Origin of the sequence: Lelliottia jeotgali (genome assembly GCF_016771845.1) — a bacterium.
GTDB classification, from domain to species: Bacteria; Pseudomonadota; Gammaproteobacteria; order Enterobacterales; family Enterobacteriaceae; genus Enterobacter; species Enterobacter jeotgali.
The window spans coordinates 86,183-103,844 of sequence record NZ_JAENMQ010000012.1 but is presented as its reverse complement, the minus strand read 5'-3'; the positions used below and the strand labels follow the sequence as shown (position 1 = coordinate 103,844).

The 17,662-nt window shown below is 52.0% G+C and carries 17 protein-coding genes; 6 read left to right on the top strand and 11 right to left on the bottom strand.

Features of this window, described 5'->3' with window-relative positions; all coding sequences use genetic code 11:
• The first annotated feature begins 155 nt into the window (after positions 1–155).
• The gene (gene ssb1, locus JBO43_RS19015) at positions 156–683 is read left to right on the top strand and encodes a single-stranded DNA-binding protein SSB1 (protein ID WP_095280345.1); all 528 of its coding nucleotides are present in this window, start codon (positions 156–158) and stop codon (positions 681–683) included.
• A 116-nt stretch (positions 684–799) separates the two neighbouring features.
• Here the strand turns inward: ssb1 and JBO43_RS19010 are convergent, their stop codons facing one another.
• The 4 genes from JBO43_RS19010 to JBO43_RS18995 all read right to left on the bottom strand — a co-directional run bounded on the left by JBO43_RS19010 (position 800) and on the right by JBO43_RS18995 (position 5,264).
• A complete protein-coding gene (locus tag JBO43_RS19010) occupies positions 800–2,233 on the bottom strand; it encodes an EAL domain-containing protein (protein ID WP_202674840.1) in 1,434 nt (477 codons plus the stop codon).
• Positions 2,234–2,377: 144 nt separating this feature from the next.
• Positions 2,378–3,139, bottom strand: coding sequence for an EAL domain-containing protein (locus tag JBO43_RS19005; RefSeq protein ID WP_202674839.1), 762 nt, complete (start codon positions 3,137–3,139; stop codon positions 2,378–2,380).
• A 78-nt stretch (positions 3,140–3,217) separates the two neighbouring features.
• Complete coding sequence (locus tag JBO43_RS19000) at positions 3,218–4,723, bottom strand: sensor domain-containing diguanylate cyclase (protein WP_202674838.1); 1,506 nt, start codon at positions 4,721–4,723, stop codon at positions 3,218–3,220.
• A 289-nt stretch (positions 4,724–5,012) separates the two neighbouring features.
• On the bottom strand, positions 5,013–5,264 hold the full coding sequence (locus tag JBO43_RS18995) for a hypothetical protein (protein WP_095280349.1): 252 nt from the start codon (positions 5,262–5,264) through the stop codon (positions 5,013–5,015).
• A gap of 169 nt (positions 5,265–5,433) precedes the next feature.
• Between JBO43_RS18995 and JBO43_RS18990 the strand changes: the two genes are divergently transcribed.
• Positions 5,434–6,426, top strand: a complete 993-nt coding sequence (locus tag JBO43_RS18990; protein WP_202674837.1) for a lysozyme inhibitor LprI family protein — start codon at positions 5,434–5,436, stop codon at positions 6,424–6,426.
• Positions 6,427–6,764: 338 nt separating this feature from the next.
• Here JBO43_RS18990 and JBO43_RS18985 read toward each other — a convergent pair whose 3' ends face one another.
• From JBO43_RS18985 to JBO43_RS18955, 7 genes are read right to left on the bottom strand one after another with little or no spacing between them, the layout of a single operon-like run.
• Positions 6,765–8,861 carry a flagellar biosynthesis protein FlhA gene (locus JBO43_RS18985; protein WP_103947495.1) on the bottom strand — a complete coding sequence of 699 codons (2,097 nt, stop codon included), beginning with the start codon at positions 8,859–8,861 and terminating at the stop codon, positions 6,765–6,767.
• A complete protein-coding gene (flhB, locus tag JBO43_RS18980; RefSeq protein ID WP_370446905.1) occupies positions 8,848–9,984 on the bottom strand; it encodes a flagellar biosynthesis protein FlhB in 1,137 nt (378 codons plus the stop codon). Before flhB ends, JBO43_RS18985 begins: the two co-directional genes overlap by 14 nt.
• A complete protein-coding gene (fliR, locus tag JBO43_RS18975; protein WP_095280353.1) occupies positions 9,981–10,754 on the bottom strand; it encodes a flagellar biosynthetic protein FliR in 774 nt (257 codons plus the stop codon). The genes flhB and fliR overlap by 4 nt, the downstream gene beginning before the upstream one ends.
• 6 nt (positions 10,755–10,760) lie before the next feature.
• Positions 10,761–11,033: a flagellar biosynthesis protein FliQ gene (gene fliQ, locus JBO43_RS18970; protein WP_095280354.1), complete on the bottom strand. Its 273-nt coding sequence runs from the start codon at positions 11,031–11,033 to the stop codon at positions 10,761–10,763.
• A 2-nt stretch (positions 11,034–11,035) separates the two neighbouring features.
• Positions 11,036–11,776, bottom strand: coding sequence for a flagellar type III secretion system pore protein FliP (gene fliP / locus JBO43_RS18965; protein WP_095280355.1), 741 nt, complete (start codon positions 11,774–11,776; stop codon positions 11,036–11,038).
• The gene (locus JBO43_RS18960; RefSeq protein ID WP_095280356.1) at positions 11,773–12,174 is read right to left on the bottom strand and encodes a FliM/FliN family flagellar motor switch protein; all 402 of its coding nucleotides are present in this window, start codon (positions 12,172–12,174) and stop codon (positions 11,773–11,775) included. Before JBO43_RS18960 ends, fliP begins: the two co-directional genes overlap by 4 nt.
• On the bottom strand, positions 12,167–13,048 hold the full coding sequence (locus tag JBO43_RS18955; protein ID WP_095280357.1) for a FliM/FliN family flagellar motor switch protein: 882 nt from the start codon (positions 13,046–13,048) through the stop codon (positions 12,167–12,169). The genes JBO43_RS18960 and JBO43_RS18955 overlap by 8 nt, the downstream gene beginning before the upstream one ends.
• Positions 13,049–13,533: 485 nt before the next feature.
• On the opposite strand from JBO43_RS18955, the gene JBO43_RS18950 reads away from it, so the two are divergent.
• The 4 genes from JBO43_RS18950 to JBO43_RS18935 are packed head-to-tail and all read left to right on the top strand — an operon-like array spanning position 13,534 to position 17,662.
• Entirely contained in the window at positions 13,534–14,565 is a 1,032-nt protein-coding gene (locus JBO43_RS18950; RefSeq protein ID WP_095280358.1) for a sigma-54 interaction domain-containing protein, read from the top strand.
• 20 nt (positions 14,566–14,585) lie between these two features.
• On the top strand, positions 14,586–14,960 hold the full coding sequence (gene fliE, locus JBO43_RS18945; RefSeq protein WP_095280359.1) for a flagellar hook-basal body complex protein FliE: 375 nt from the start codon (positions 14,586–14,588) through the stop codon (positions 14,958–14,960).
• Positions 14,961–14,970: 10 nt separating this feature from the next.
• Positions 14,971–16,659, top strand: a complete 1,689-nt coding sequence (gene fliF, locus JBO43_RS18940) for a flagellar basal-body MS-ring/collar protein FliF (protein ID WP_202674836.1) — start codon at positions 14,971–14,973, stop codon at positions 16,657–16,659.
• Positions 16,628–17,662 carry a flagellar motor switch protein FliG gene (locus tag JBO43_RS18935; protein ID WP_103950050.1) on the top strand — a complete coding sequence of 345 codons (1,035 nt, stop codon included), beginning with the start codon at positions 16,628–16,630 and terminating at the stop codon, positions 17,660–17,662. Before fliF ends, JBO43_RS18935 begins: the two co-directional genes overlap by 32 nt.

The window sequence follows — 17,662 nt, the reverse complement described above, 5'->3', positions numbered from 1 at the left end:
TATACAGTATTGGAATGCAGCTTCTGATTTAATGTGCAACAATGTTTAGTGAGCGTGAGTTCTGTGGAATCACCGTCGCAGCTATCAAAATGTGACGTGGAAATGGTACACTCGCGCGCTTACACTATTAAGAAACGTATTCAGGAGACACGATCATGGCCAGCAGAGGCGTAAACAAGGTGATTCTCGTCGGTAATCTGGGCCAGGACCCGGAAGTACGCTACATGCCGAGTGGTGGCGCAGTTGCCAACATTACGCTGGCTACTTCCGAATCCTGGCGTGATAAAGCGACCGGTGAGACAAAAGAGCAGACTGAATGGCACCGCGTTGTGCTGTTCGGCAAACTGGCAGAAGTGGCCGGTGAATATCTGCGTAAAGGTTCCCAGGTGTATATCGAAGGTCAGCTTCGTACCCGTAAATGGACCGATCAGTCCGGTGCAGAGAAGTACACCACCGAAGTCGTGGTCAACGTTGGTGGCACCATGCAGATGCTGGGTGGCCGTCAGGGCGGTGGCGCACCAGCGGGTGGCGGTCAGCAGCAGCAGGGTAGCTGGGGTCAGCCTCAGCAGCCTCAGGGCGGCAACCAGTTCAGCGGCGGCGCACAGTCTCGTCCGCAGCAGCAGTCTGCTCCGGCACCGTCTAACGAACCACCAATGGATTTCGACGACGATATTCCATTCTGATGTGGTTTTGCCCACGGGTCTACAACACCGCATTGTGTGTGGTTTTGTAGGCCGGGTAAGGCGAAGCCGCCACCCGGCAACCAACAAAGCAAAAGCCCCTCATGGGGCTTTTTGTTTTATCTCGCCGCGTAATGTCGTAAAAACGTCGCGAAATCCCCAAACGCGAGCGGTTTAGAAAAGTAATACCCCTGCAAACAGTCGATCTGGTTCGCCTTCAGATACTCCACCTGATAGTCATACTCCACGCCCTCTGCGGTGGTGAGGATGTTCATCCGTTTCGCCATATCAATCACGCAGTCGATCAGCGGCGTCGCCACATCCAGGGAAATTTGCCGGACAAACATTCTGTCGATTTTGATACTGTCGGGGCGGAGGTTGGAGATAAACGCCAGGTTGGAAAACCCGGTGCCGAAATCATCCAGCGCAATCTTGATCCCGCGCGTTTTAATGTACGTAATCTTGCGCGCCATCGCCTCGCTGATATCAATGTTTTCGCGCTCGGTAATTTCAAACACCAGCGTCACGCCGAGAGCGGCAAATACCGGGGCCCAGTTATCGACAAATGCATCGAATGCGTCGTCCGCCAGATGGCTGTAGCTGATATTGAGATTCAGATTAAAGCCAGGTGCCAGGGCGATGACGCCCTGCTGTAAATCATCGACCACCTGCTCAAGCAAACTCTCCGTCAAATCGATAATCAGTGCCGTGCGTTCCGCGACCGGAATAAACACGTCCGGTGGCACAAAACCCAGCTCTTCATGATTCCAGCGTGCGAGGATCTCGGCCCCAGAAATAATATTGGTATGGGCGCAAATGAGCGGCTGATAATGCGGATGGATTTGATGCTGCCGTATGGCGTTCGCGAGCTGGGTGTAAAGCGAGTGACGGCGCGTGGCAAGCAGCCAGACGACGCTTGCCATGATAATCGACATGGCGAGGATAAAACTGATGGAAATCCACGATCTAGCCATAGCATTTACCGCTTTCCCTGGTCGGGGCTGTTCCCATGCCAGCGTGTAAAGCGATGAATTGGCAGGATACAAAGTATAACCGCTAAAGTGCGGTGAGCTAAGCGGGGTTGCCGACAGCCCGGCAGCGGTCAGGGTTTTACCGGAGACTTCCAGAGCGAGTTGTCTTCCCGATGTACTGCCTCTGAGGACATCCAGCAAATAGCGTATATCAGACGCGACGTAGACATCGCCTTGCGGCAGGGACGTTTTAAAGGAAATAACCTCAATATCCGGTGAGCTTACCGCCTGTGACATCCATATTTTTTCCCCACTGCTGATAATGTGCTGAACATCAGCATATTTATTGGCCAGTAACGAAGAGCAAGAAATGTGCTTATTATTCACGATGTTAATCGAATAAATATGCATATATCGTCCGGGGATCATATTCAGCTCTTTTTCCACCGTAAAATCGCAGACTTTCCCGATTAAACCGGCAGCGTGTTGCGTGGCAGAATGAGCATCGTTAATAAAACTGTCCAGAATATTTTGTAGATGATGTGCCTCGCGCTCGATATTTTTTTGGTTATTATTTTGCATGCTGACCAGAGCAATGGCCGCAGTAACAATAAACGTCAGTACAAAGGTGATACCTGAGGCGACAACCCTGTTCTTTTTTGTTCTTAGAAGATATTGCTGATACATAGGGTTATTTCTTATGTTTTTGCCAGGCGAGGCAGCCTGTTAGTGTTCAGGCTGCATATACTCTTGATGGAAACTTTCTTTACTGATGGGACGCGAGAAGAGAAAACCTTGCCCGTATTTCACGCCGTGGCGCAGCATAGTGGATACGTGGGTATAGTTCTCCACGCCTTCGATAATGACATCAATATCAATTTCATTGATGTACTCCAGCAGCAAAAAAGTCTTATCGATATTCGCCGGTGCAAGGCAACTTCTGTCCAGCTTAATATAGTCCGTTGTCCAGATGGCAAGCCGGGCCTGCAGCGTATCCAGACAGTTAATACCGTCCCATGCAAGATTAATTCCGGCCTCGCTCAGCTGTCCGAGGTTTTGAGTCACGGCATCTTCAGGTTGCTCGACGCTATCGGTAATTTCAAAAATAAAGTTACGCGGCGGGAGATGGTTTTGTTGCAGCAGACTCATTGCGCGCGATGCAAAATCGGCATCGTTCAACTGTACTTGCGAAATATTAAGTGTAAACAGCTGGTTTTCTCGCATAGCTTGCGGCTGCGCGGCGATAAATTTAAACGCCTGAGCCATAAGATAGTCGCCCATCGGCAATATTCCGCCTGTCTCTTCCAGTTGGCTGATAAAAAGATTGGGTGGCACAATATTGCGCCGATGGGTGCCACGTACCAGGACTTCGCCGCCGATGCAGGCGAAACGCGAGAGATCAAAAATAGGTTGAATGACAAAATCGATGCCAGCATCGAGCCTGTTTTTTTCGACACACTGAACCACGAAATGTGTACTTTTTTCCATGCCAGCCTCATAGCCATAACGTTACCCTTCAAAACGACACAAAGGGCGTCAGACTTAAACGTTGAGGCAATATTACTGCTAGCTCGCCAGGATTCTGTTTTTGCCGCTTTTTTTGGCCTGATACAGCAGCCGATCGGCTTTCGCAACCACATCAGAAAGAGAGTCACCCCCCATTTTGCAAATTCCGGCGCTGAAGGAAACGCGTAAATCGGATTCACGGAAGCTGCGAGTATTCAGCGAAATGCGCCATTTTTCGAGATAGCTCTGTGCTTTTTCCTGCGAGATGTCCTGGAACAGCACGGCGATCTCCTCGCCGCCGTAGCGGTAGAGCGTGATATTTTCCAGCCCGCGCAGGCGAAGCCCCAGTTCCGCGGTAGCTTTGAGCACCACGTCGCCGACCGTATGGCCCCAGGTGTCATTGATAATTTTAAAATTGTCGATATCGATCATGGCGATATGAGTATTAGGCAGCGCGTTAAAGTGTTCCGCGTCCGTATCAAAGGCGCGGCGATTTGCCAGCCCCGTCAGGCCATCGGTGAGGGCGTCCTGGGAAATCTTTTCCTGGCGCTGCTGTGCGCTGTGGATCTCATCAAAAAGCAGCTCTTCGACGGCAGTCTGCTTGATCGACCCATTCCTGATCCCATTAGTAATACGCATATAAATCGTATTCAGCGCCGCGCGAAGCGCCCACCAGCAAAATAGCAGGATCACTTGCGTCAGCACCATTCCATAAAGAACTTTGATGCTGCCATGTCGCACCAGCTGTTTCATCTCACTTTCGGCGACTTCCTGCACCACAAACCACTCCTGAGGCCCGATCGTGCGGTAAAAATAGTAAAACCCGTTGCGGTAAAAGTCTCCGCGAAATGCGCTTGCGTTGCTGGCAATGGCCTTTAGCGTGCTGTCAGCAATCTTGTAGCCTGGGCTAATCACCATCTGACCCTCTTTGGTCATTACAAAGGTCCGGCTTTTCATCGGTGGATAGGTAGAGTTGAGGATCTCTTCGCTTTTTTCGACGTCAAGGTTGATCGCCAGCACGCCGTTGTTTGAACCATCCATCCCGTTAATGACAGGAAGTGAAATCGTCAGGACGCGTTCTTTGCCGGTGAAAATATCCTTCGTCACGCTGTAGTGCGCGCTATCAGTATCCTCTACCGCGATGGTGAACCACGGCTCTTTGCGCGGGTCCCAGGTTGCCCCTTTTTCCTGATGGGATTCGAGATGCGGCAGGCGAATGAAGTGGCCGTCATTATCGGCATGAATAATCGATACCGCATCTGGCATGATGCGCAGACGTTCAATCAGCCAGTTACGCAGTGCTAAATCGTCATTTTCGTTCGGGTTAAATTTATGCTGATCCGCAGCGGTGCGGGCCATTTCATTGACGATATTTTCATAGCCGCTGAGGTATTTATTAAAAAACAGCGTGACGTTATTGATATAGAGTCGGTTTTGTCGTTTACAGGACTCTTTTATATCAGCCCATTGCGCAAGTGTGATCAGGAAACAGACGATAACCAGGGTAAAAGACAGCGCTGAAAAACAGATATTCAGCGGTCTTCTGAAGTTCAAGCTCGTGATCACCGATTACTCCGGGACATAGTGAATATTTTGGATATGAGGTGTGAACGAAAATCCATCTAGCAAACAATAAATTAACATTAACAATGGATGTTTTGAGGATCGTACCTTCTCGATTTTTAATTGTCAAAGCCGATCGAATAATGATTATCGATCGATTAAAGCAATCGAGCAAATGTCTTAAAAATATAATGCTGGGTTATTTTTCAGCACGGAAGAATTGTGGTTGAGGGGAAATTTTATTACCTTATTCGGAAATAAAATTTCCTCACAAAAAATAAAAACGACACGATTATTCGTTCTTTAAATCATATTCAATAAGCTTCCAGTTAACAGGATAACCATTCTGCCAGGGCATAGTGTCGCCTTTTTTAACATTTACCACGTTGGTAACAGCCGGATTATCAATTTGCCAGTAACCGCTTTGCGGACAGGCATTCCCGCTAGAACGTTTGATACCTAATGGGCTTCGGGAAGCGTCTGTTTGTGAACCATAGGCTGCAACTGTAGCCATGGTGAGATTGCTACTATCAATTTTCATCATTAAGCGTCCATAATTTATACATCCCCTCTTTTAATGCGACAAATTACAAACAGAACTTAACACTTCATTTTCATTCATTATTCATATAGTTATCGTGAATGAGTTTATATTGCAAAGCACTGAGCCATTCGCCACAATAGCCCTATTATTGGATGAAAGTTGAACAACTATGACCTCTCGCTTTTGCCGTTTTCTGTTTCTCCTCACGTTATTATTTAGCACCAGCGCTATGGCTGTGAACTGCCAGAGGGCGGTGACCCCGCTGGAAAATACAATCTGTAATAATGATAACCTCCACTGGCTCGATAGCACTTTGTCTGTGGTCTATCAGCAAGCCATTCACGAGGAAGGTCTGGAAGGAAACGACAAAGAGTATCGCGAGTGGGAAAAACTGTTAGAAAAATGCACCAGTGATACCTGTATTGAACGCGCGTACTACGCCGGGATCAGCGCGCTGGCTGATACCAACCGAGATTTCAAATGGGAAGGCAAATGGTGGAACATGCGGGCACCCAATATGAGCGGCGGGGTGATCCAGTTTAGCCGTAGCGCCAAATGGAGTGAGACTTTGGATATTCGCGCATGGGCTGGTTTGAACAAAGACGAATTTACCGCTGAGGCACGTAAGCTTTACGGGATGCTGGTGGTGGAGCGGGTGGTGGACACCAGCAACTGTAAGCTGCTGGTGATCCCTAAAAAGAACGGCTCGCTTCAGGTTTACAGTAACGCCGACTGGGGCTGTCGCATGTCGATGCCGCCAGGTGTTTTCCTTGATGGGGCTTATCAGATGGCAGAAAGCGATCCCCGACCAAAAGCGACGCTGCTCTCACTCGGGATTTTCCAGGATGCGACGCTCGACGACAAATTCCGTGCGCTGGTGGGTGATGACTACCAAAGCTTTGTTAACAGTGCCAACGTTTATATTTATCAGGATGATATCGACAATATTGGTGCCCGTGTGATTTCGATGTGGGTGCAAGGTTCGGCGAACAAACGCACTGCCATCGTGATGTATACGCCAAAAGGTGAAATCTGGGCCGGGCGCATTTCGCCTGCCAAAGAGGGTGGGCTGATGTTCAGCTACTACAGCACCGATGGCAGCGATCAGCGCAAAATGCCACGTACGCTGGCGGGGTGGAAATTGCGGTTTTTGGATGAGTAAGGGGAGTGGTTGCTTGGCCGAGTTAGCCAAGCACTTTATGGGAACAGTGGAATTGTTCCGTTCACTACCGGTTCTCTGCTTCTTGTCTGTTTCTCTGCGGTGAACGTGTTAAGAGGGCTATCGCCGCCCCCTTAACAATCCCGACTCCCGGCAAAGAAAATCGCCGCTTCGCGGTGCCTTTGTCTTATTCCTTCCGGCTGACGGGGACGGGCTCAGGTAACATCCCTGCGCGTCGCGCAGCCCCCTTATCACGTTCACAGGTTATGGAGTGATTATATTCTGCGGAACATGAGGTGAACGGAACAAACTCTGATGCTTACCCGATCACAGACCACCCACTACGACAACGTCCCCACAATCGTCAAATCACTGTCATCCGGCACTTCGTTATACGACAGCACATTCAGATTGCTGGCAAACAGTCTCCCATAGCGCGAAATCAGCGGTCGCAACTGCGGTGTCACCAACAGCAGCGGCGGCATCCCTTTCGCTTTCATCTGTTCCTGAATGATCGGCATCGTGTTCTGTAATTGCGTCAGAATGTTCGGGTCGACCGGGAAGCTATCCAGCGCAACTTTTCCGCTCTGCTGTGACTGATTCAATGCCCCAAGGAGCATATTCTCCAGCGCATTATCTATGGTGTAAGCCGACAGCTTCTGCCGGTCGCCATTGATGTTATGAATAATTGCGCGACGTAGCGCGTAACGCACGTCAGATGTCAGCAAGATCGGATCTTTGGTCACCGCTGAGCTTTCCAGCAGCGTCGAGGCGATGGTCACGATATCCTTCAGCGACACCTGCTCCAGCAGCAGCTGGCGGTAGATCCGCAGCAGCAGGCTAAAGTTGAGGGCGTTCGACAGATCCTCCGCCAGCTTCGGTGCTTGTTGCGCCAGGCGGGAGTGCAGATGGGTAATGTCATCATAGTTGAACAATTCCGGCAGATGCTCGCGTGCCACTTTGTTGACGTGCGTCGCCACCACGCTGGCGCAATCCACCACCTGATATCCCAGATTCAGCGCTTTGGCTTTTTGTTCCGCGTCGATCCAGACGATCGCCATGCCGTACGCCGGATCGGTATCCAGCACGCCGTCGATTTCGCCGTACAGTTCGGTTCCTGGAATTGCCATCAGTTTTTCGGCATACACTTCCGCCAGCGCGGTGCGGATGCCGTTGATATAAATCGCATATTGCGCAGGCTTCAGGCGGAAGTTTTCACGGATACGAATCTCTGGCAACAGCACGCCGCACTGTTCGGACACCACCTGACGCACGCCGCGAATACGCTGCGAGAGCGGGCTGCCCTTGGCGGAATCAATCAGCGTCACCAGTTTGTAACCCAGATTCAGGCCAATCGGCTCCACCAGCGGAATACTTTCCCAGTTAATCGCAGGGGCAACGTCCTGACCGAGTGCGTCGGTGATCGCTTCGTAATCCGTCTCTTCTTCGGCGGGTTTAACCACTTTGCTCTGCCGCCAGGCGGCAAACAGCAGTAAACCGGTGAAGCACAGAAACGCGATGTGCGGCATACCCGGAACAATCGCCAGAATAAACATGACGAATGCGGCGGTGTAGAGCACATGCGGTTTGGCGAGCAGCTGGGTTTTGATCTCATCGCTAACATCATCGCCGTCGCTGACGCGTGTCACGATGATCGCCGCGGCGGTCGCCAGCAGCAGGGAAGGGATCTGCGCCGCCAGGCCATCACCGATGGTCAGCAGAACGTACTGCTGGAACGCGTGGCCGGCATCGAGATCGTATTTGAAGATACCAATACAGATCCCGCCGATGACGTTGATCACCAGCACCATAATCCCGGCGATGGCGTCACCACGGACAAACTTCGAGGCACCGTCCATCGCGCCGTAGAAGTCGGCCTCTTTCGACACCTCTTTACGCCGATCTCTCGCCTGTTTCTGGTTAATCAGCCCCGCATTGAGGTCGGCGTCGATCGCCATCTGCTTGCCGGGCAGAGCATCGAGGGTAAAGCGCGCCGAGACTTCAGAAATACGCTCAGCACCTTTTGTGACCACCACAAAGTTGATAATCATCAGGATGATGAATACCACAAAGCCGACGACGAAATCGCCGCCGATGACGACCTGTCCGAATGCCTCGATAACTTTACCGGCAGCGCCTTCTCCCTCGTGACCGTGCAGTAACACCACGCGCGTGGAGGCGACGTTGAGCGTCAATCGCATCAGCGTAGTGATCAGCAGGAGCGTCGGGAACACCGCAAAATCGAGCGGGCGCTGCATGTTCACCGCCACCAGCAGGACCGTCACGGCCAGCACGATGTTGAAGGTGAACAAAATATCCAGCATCAGCGGGGACAACGGCAACATCACCATCGCCAGCACGCTGAGCAGTAATATCGGTACGCCTATGCGGCCCTGACGGAGAATGGCAAGCATCTGCTGCGACTTACTGTTCGCCATGAGTTTTTAATACCTCTTTTGGAAGGGTGATCTGCCTGTTCAGGCTCGGTTTGGCCTCAAGCTGGCCGGTGCGCCAGGATTTGAGCTGCATGACGTAGGTCAGCACGTGCGCAATGGCGCGAAAAAGCTGGGCCGGGATTTGCTGATTCACGCGCGTGGAGTGATACACCGCACGCGCCAGCGGCGGAAATTCCACCACTTCTATCTGGTGCTGACTCGCCACTTCACGGATGTAGAGCGCGATATCGTCAATCCCTTTTGCCACGATGTACGGAGCTTCCGCTTTGTTGGGATCGTATTTCAGCGCCACCGCAAAGTGTGTTGGGTTGGTGATGATCACGTCCGCTTCCGGAACGGTGCGGTTAATCTGTCCCATTGCCATCTGGCGCTGAAGCTGACGGATGCGCCCCTTAATCTGCGGGTTCCCGTCGTTATTTTTGTACTCTTCCTTCACCTCTTGCTTGGTCATGCGCATTTTTTTAGTGAACATGAATTTGGTGAGCGGCACGTCGAGCAGGGCAAAAATCACTATCACTGAAATAAAGTAGATCAGGACATGGTGATAAATGCCGAAACCGGCGTGGATCGCCTGGTTCAGGTTGAGTTTTTGCAAATGCAGAAGCGGATTCAACGAGCTGTGAACCATTGAGTAGAGCACTGCCAGAATGACCCCACATTTGAGCAGCATCTTGCCCACTTCGACAAAATGACTGGCGGCAAACATGCGCTTTACGCCGCTGATGGGGCTGATTTTTTTGAAATCTGGCTTCAGTTTTGACAGCGTAAAAATCCAGCCGCCGGGTATCAGGCTCGCCACAATACAGGCCAGTGGAATCGGCGCGAGCGTGGCGATAAAGCGCAGGATCACCGAGACGTTGAGCATCAGGAACTGGCTCAGCGCGCCGCTATCGTCCAGCCGTCCTGCCATCATGCCCACGGAGGTAAATGACTCTGTAATCAGCCGCTGGTAATAGGGAAAAAAGCTGCTCAGCGTGATAAACGAGGTCAGCAATCCCACTGCCATAGTTAAATCTTTCGAGCGCGGCAGATCGCCCTTTTCCCGCGCTTTGCGCAGTTTCTGGGGGGTGGGTTTTTCGCTCTTATCTCCGCCCTGGGCCATCAGTGGCTCCTTACGGCTTCGAGCCTGGCCAGAATTTCAGTGGTCAGGTTGAGATAGTGATCGGGAATATTAGTCATCATCATCGAAATACAGAGCAGGCCAAACAACATGCTGATCGGAAAACCCAGCGAGAACAGGTTAAGCGTGGGGGAAATGCGGTTCAGCAGGCCGAATCCGCCCTGCACAATCAGCATCACGAAGGTAGTGGGAAGGGCGATTAACGTCGCGGCAGACATTATCCAGCCCAGGCTTTGCACGATTAATAATAATGTTGGCTTATTAATCGCCTGGCCAATAGGCCACCAGACAAAGCCTTTAAACAGGATGGTTACCACCAGCAAATGCCCGTCCATAATGAAAAACAGCAGGCCGCAAAAGGTGTAAATAATCTGCGAAATCACGGTGGTCGAACTGCCGTTAACCGGGTCGTTCATCATCGCCATCCCGAGTCCCATATTCATCGACAGAATATGTCCGGCGGTTTGTAGCGCGACAAACACCAGATGCATCGCCATGCCAAACAGCATGCCCCACAGCATTTGCTCGCCGATGAGCAAAATGGTGCGCACCGACATCAACCCGGTAAGCATCACTTTTTCTGGCAACATCGGGGTGATAATCACCGCCAGCGCCAGGGAGATCGCGGCTTTGATGCGTTTGCTAAAGGCGCGGTTATCCAGAACCGGACAAAAATGGATAAACGCCAGAATGCGGGTAAACGGCAGGACTAATGCCATTAGGGGATTAATCAGCGTGAGAATATCAATGCCCATCAGCCGTTAACCTACCAGCGCCGCCGCCTGGTGAAAGATGTTGACGGTAAAATCGACCAGTTGGGTCAGCATCCATTTGCCGCCCACGATCAATACCGCCAGCGTCACCAGCAGACGCGGCAGAAAGCTCAGGGTCTGTTCGTTAATTTGCGTGGTTGCCTGAAAAATACTGACGCACAGGCCGACAATCAGACTCGGAACGATCGCCACCGCCGAGATAATCAGCACCAGTTTGATGCCGCTCGCCATGATGTCACCGGCAATATCCATCGTGACCATCACTATAGCCCTTGCACGCTGGAGGTGAGCGTTCCGACGATCAGCGTCCAGCCGTCACAGAGCACAAACAGCATCAGCTTGAACGGCAGCGACACAATCAGTGGCGATAGCATCATCATCCCCATTGCCATCAGAATACTGGCGACAATCAGGTCGATGACCAGGAACGGGATGTAAATCATAAAGCCGATCTGGAAGGCGGTTTTCAGCTCACTCAGCAGATACGCGGGTGTCACTACCGTCAGATCTTGCTCGCGCGGATCGCCCGACACTTTGGCAATATCCATCATCTGCGCCATCGCTTTGTTGCTGGTTTGCGCCAGCATGTAGTTCTTCAGCGGCGTTTCCGCTTTGCCGAATGCCTGTTTCATGGTGATTTCGTCATTCTGAAACGGCACGATGGCTTCATCGTAAATCTTGGTCCACACCGGGCGCATCACCAGCAGCGTCAGGGCCAGCGCAATACCGGTGAGGATTTTATTCGGCGGACTTTGCTGCAACCCTAGCGCCTGGCGCAAAATCGCCAGCACGATAATAAAGCGCGTAAAGCAGGTCATCATCAGCATCATGACCGGCAGCAGACCCAGCAGGGTCATCATGATCAGGATTTCAATTTTGACGTTGTAATCCTGACCGCCGCCGGTATTGGCCGAACTAAAGAGCGTGATATCGCCGTTGGCCGCCAACAGTTGCGGAGAGAACAGCAGTCCGGCGAACAGCAGTACGCGAAGCAACGGTTTCATCGCGTCAGTTCACCCAGTTCTTTGCTGTTGAACTCAAGAATGCGCAGACCGTACTTGTCGTTCAACACCACCGCTTCGGCTTTGCCAAACAGAATGCCGTTCACTTTGATGTCCAGCGCTTCGCCCGCCATTTTATCCAGCTCAATCACTGAATCGTGATTGACGGTCATCAGGTCGGCTAGCGAAATCTCGACGGAGGCCACTTCCAGCGTCAGCGTGACGGGAATACGGCTAAACAGCGCCATTTTGCGCAGGTCGTCGATGTCGTTCACGCTCGCAGGCTCTTCCTGAATATCGAGGCGGATATTGCCCTCGACTGTCTCTTCGCGCGGCATATCGCCGAGGTTGAGATCGCTGAAATCCAGGGACTGGCTCAATTCTTGTTGCAGATCACTCATAAGGCTTCTCGATGGTTCTGTCGTTAAATCCACAGAGGAATAACTTGCTGTGGTCTTCGGCGATGTTGGCGTCAAAAATCTGCTCTTTCCCGATATACACAGGAACGGGATCGTTGATGCTCATAGGGATAATGTCGCCCGGCTTAATCTTGGCCAGTTGAGCGACGGTTAAATTCAGGCTCGCCACTTTGCCGCTGAGCTTCAGCGGCAGGCTGTAAAACAGCCGCTCGAGTTGCGAACGATCCGGCGCGGTTTTTCGGCCTGTGACGCTATCCGTTAAGGGGTCGCGCATCTTCAACAGCAGTTGATCGACATGCTGGGTATCAAATAGCAGCGTAAAACTGCCGTGCTCATATCCTTCGAGACTATAAGTGACGCACCATGCCCACTGATTAATAATGGTGGTGTTATCGCTTTTTATTTCCAGGTCCTGACCGAAGGTGTCTTTATCAATCAGCAAACGCGTCAAATCCAGCCCGATTTTTGTTTTCAGGCGATCTTCTGTTTTTGTTATCGGTTGGCTGGTGTCCGGCAGAATATTGCCGCTCTCTTTCCCCAGTCCGTAATAGTCGTGGAGAATCTGCAGTAATAAAGAACGTTCAATGCTAAAGGCAATAGAACCAAAGGGTGTTGAAAATACCTGAGTGTTTTTATGCGTCTGATCGATGCCAAATGTCATTGACTCCAGCGCGACATTCACCCGCAGTTTCTTAAGAAAATAAATGCTCAGGCGCGAATCAAAGATATCGAAGCTGTCATTCATCATCTTAGGTAATTTATGCCAGGGGCGACCAAGCTTGCTCACATCGAGCTTCACCATGTCGGGAATCGCCTGACGTTGGTAGATTCTGATTCGCTGAGGAGCTGCTTGCATAGTTCTTCCGCATAAAAGAATGATCGGCGTTAAGGGTTATGGATAAAACAAAAACGCAAATCGGTTCTAAAAAAATTTAAGTTTACTAAAACTGTGTCGCTCTGGGTTATCAGGAGACAAAACCCATCAAGGATGATTCCAGACGCACACTGTTTTATTAGGGACAAGAATTAGACTCTTTTTAGCCGTTCTGTACAAGATTGGCTGGCTTATTAATTCGTTATTTATGGGGTGATTAATAAGATTAATATTTTTCGTAAACGCATGATATTTATAGATTAATACTTTAATACTCATTAAAAACAAGACATCTTACCTGACGCCGATATACTGCGCTTCAGTCATCAAATCCGGCGTTTGCAGGTATTCGGTGACTTTCGTAACCCAAATCGAACTTATGCATTTATAAATATCCACGCCCTGTGGCGGAATATCTGTGCAGCAGTTTCAGGTTAATGAATTTATTAAATTGTTGGTGAGTTGTTATGAGTATTGTTATTGAACATGAAGCCCGTAATGAAAATGGATTTGTTGCCAGCGCACCAGAAAGCGTAAATGTATTCTCATTAGCGCGCCGCGTGGCTAAATATAATGTATCGGTACTTATTACTGGCGAGACCGGGACAGGCAAAGAGTGTATTTCCCGCTATATCCATGAAAATGCATTAGGAGCGGATGCGCCTTATGTCGGCGTTAACTGCGCGGCTATTCCGGAAAGCATGCTTGAAGCAATTTTATTCGGTTACGAAAAAGGTGCATTTACCGGGGCCGTCACTGGCGTTGCGGGTAAATTCGAACAGGCGAACGGCGGGACATTATTGCTGGATGAAATCGGTGATATGCCGTTAGCCCTGCAGGCGAAATTATTACGCGTTTTGCAGGAGCAAGAAGTCGAGCGTCTGGGCAGCCATAAACGTATTCCGCTGGATATTCGCCTAGTCGCCTCCACCAATAAAGATTTACAGCAGGAAATTGCCGAAGGACGTTTTCGTCAGGATCTCTTTTACCGTATTTCAGTTGTTCCCATTCATATCACCCCGCTGCGCGAACGCCGCCAGGACATTATTCCTTTAGCGCTGCGTTTTATTGCCAAATATAAAGCTTTCCACAAAGGCAATATTCGCCTGACCGATGAAGCACGTCACGCTTTGCTGGCCTACGAGTGGCCGGGCAACGTGCGAGAGCTGGAAAACGTCATTCAGCGCGGCATGATTCTGAGCAACGGGGAAGAAATCACTGCCACCGATTTTGGCCTGCCGGTGATGATCCCCGCCGTTGAAATGCCTGACCTGGACGTGATGCCCGCTTACCGCGAGCAGCAGAGCGCGGCCTGCGCGATGAGCAACGTCAAGCTGCATGGCCGGATGGCGGAATTCCAGTACATCATCGAACTGCTAAAACGTCACAACGGTAACAAATCAAAAACGGCGGCTTTTTTGGGAATAACCCCGCGCGCGCTGCGCTATCGACTGGCGTCGATGCGTGAAGAAGGCATTGATGCCGGTTGCTATTCGTAACGGCATAAGGGACTAAACCAATGGACAAAATTACCGCTATCGGACTCCAGGCAAGCCAACAAGCTTTGCTTAATAAAATGCACAACACCGCTGCGATGGCCGCTTCTGGCGGAGTGAGTCAGGGGCAGATGATCGCCCCCGGCGCGTCGTTTCCTGAAGCGACAGGCGCAGGCAATCTCTCCTTCTCCCAGGTGCTGAACAACGCTATCGATAATGTCGATGCGGTCCAGCACTCCGCAGGGGCAAAACAGAAAGCCATCGAAATGGGACAGAGCGACGATCTGGCCGGTGCGATGATCGAATCGCAAAAGGCCAGCGTGGCCTTCTCCGCCATGATGCAGGTTCGCAACAAACTCACCACTGCGCTCGACGAAGTGATGAATACTCCGCTGTAAGGTTTCCTCCGTGCTTAATAAGTTAAAAGAAAAGTTGTCCTCTTTACCGCTTCCCACCGGACGGATAAAACCTCAGTGGCTGATTATCGCAGGCGGTTTGCTGCTGGTCGGGGCGATCGTCTTCTCCCTGTGGCGCAGCAATCAGGGCTATGTGGCGCTGTACGGCAGCCAGGAAAACATTCCGGTCGCGCAGGTGGTGGAAGTGCTGGGCGCCGAGGCGATTGCCTATCGCATTAATCCCGATAACGGCCAGATCCTGATCCCGGAAAACAAACTCCCGCGCGCGCGAATGGCGCTGGCGGCGAAGGGCATTACAGCGGTCACGCCGGAAGGCTACGAGCTGATGGACAAAGAAGAGATGCTCGGCAGCAGCCAGTTTGTCCAGAATGTCCGCTACAAGCGCAGTCTCGAAGGAGAACTGGCGCGCAGCATTATGGCGCTCGATCCGGTTGAAAGCGCGCGCGTGCATTTGGGTCTGAGCGAATCCAGCTCGTTTGTTATGACCAACAAACCGCAAAGCAGCGCCTCGGTGATGCTGCAACTGCGCTACGGCAAACATCTGGATGAAACGCAGGTGGCCGCTATCGTGCAGCTGGTCGCCGGAAGCGTGCCGGGAATGCAGGCTAACAGCGTGCGCGTGGTCGATCAGTCGGGCAATTTGCTGTCGGAAAACGGCCAGCAGGGCACCACCAATATGGCCAGCATCCGCCAGGGGCGCGATGTCATCGAGCGTATCAAACACGAAACCACCAATAATATTGCCGGGATTTTGACACCGCTATTCGGCAGCGAAAACTACCGCATCAGCGTCTCGCCGTCCGTGGACACCAGCAGCATTGAAGAGACGCAGGAGCGCCTGGGCAAAGAGCCGTTGGTGAGCGACGAGAATATCTCCCGCGAAAACACCACCAACGAGCTGGCGATGGGTATTCCAGGTTCGCTCAGCAACCGCCCGGTCAATCCACCCGCAGCAGCCACTGCGCCAGCGAATGCGAATGCGAATGCACAGCAGCAAACCACCCAAACCCAGACCAGCGATCCGCGCTCGCTCACTAACCGTACTCAGGAGCAGCGTAAGTTCGCCTTCGATCGCGATATTCGCCACATCCGCCATCCGGGTTACAAGCTGGAGAAACTCCGCGTGGCGGTGGCGCTGAACCAGGCCGCGCCGTCGCTCGCATCGATGACGCCGGAGCAACTGGCCACCCTGACACGGCTGGTGGAAGACGCCGCCGGTATTGAAAAAGATCGCGGTGACTCCCTGACCCTGGACCGTCTGACCTTTGTTGATATGACCGGCGACGGCCTGCCGGTGCTGAAATGGTGGCAAGACCCGTCCATTCAGTACTGGGGACAAACGGGCGGCATCGGCCTTCTGGCGCTGTTAACCCTGCTGTTCGGCGTGCGTCCACTGGCACAACGTCTGGGTCGTCGCGAACCGATTGAGGCGGAAGCTATTGAAGCGAAAGCGCAGGACGAGGTGCTGGAAAATAATCTGGTCACCACTGAAACCGGCCTGACCGGCTTGCCAGGACCGGCGTTTAATCAGGATAGCGAGTTACCGCCACTCAGTTCTGGCCTTGAAACCAAGGTGGAATACCTGCAGATGCTGGCGGAAAACGAAACTGAACGTATGGCTGAAGTACTGAAACAATGGATCAACAGCAATGAGCGAACAGCTAATAAACAAGAGCAGTAAAGGCAGCGTTAAAAGTGGACGCAGCCGCCTGGAGCAGGCCGCCATTCTGTTGCTCAGCGTGGGCGAAGAAGCTGCGGCGAAACTGATGCAAAAGATGAACCGCGATGAGGTGATTTTGCTCAGCGACACGATGGCGCGTTTGCACGGCGTTAAGGTCGACCACGCACGCTATGCAATGAACAATTTCTTTGACGATTACCGTGAGCAAAGCGGCATCAACGGCGCATCGCGCAGCTATCTGCGCAGCATCCTTGAGAAAGGGCTGGGCGGCGAAATCGCCAGCAGCGTGATTAACGGCATCTACGGCGACGAAATTCGTCACCGAATGGCCCGTTTGCAATGGGTTGATGTGCCACAACTCGCGGCGCTGATTGAGCAAGAACACCTGCAGTTGCAGGCTGTTTTCCTCGCCTTCCTGCCGCCGGACGTGGCGGCCAGCGTGCTCAGCGCGCTGTCGGAAGAACGCCAGGACGAAATTGTCTGGCGCATTGCGCGTCTCGATGACGTCAACCGTGACGTCATCGACGAGCTGGACCGTCTGATCGAACGCGGCGTGGCAGTGCTGTCTGAACACGGCTCAAAAGTAGTTGGCATCAAACATGCCGCTAATATCGTTAACCGCATTCCGACCAACCAGCAGCAGTTGCTCGATCAGCTGCGTGAGCGTGATGCGGGCGTGGTGGATGAGCTGGAAGAAGAGATGTACGAATTCTTCATCCTGAGCCGCCAGACGCCAGCTACGCTCCAGCGCCTGATGGAAGAGATTGCCATTGAAGAGTGGGCGGTTGCGCTGAAAGGCACCGAGCCGGTATTGCGCCAGAGTATTTTCAACGTCATGCCGAAGCGCCAGGTGACGCTGCTGCAATCCACCACCACGCGTCTGGGGCCGGTTCCGGTGAGTCGCGTTGATCAGGTGCGTAAAGAGATCATGTCCACCGTTCGCCAGCTGGCGGAAGAGGGTGAGATTCAGGTGCAGCTGTTTGCCGAACAGACCATGGAGTAA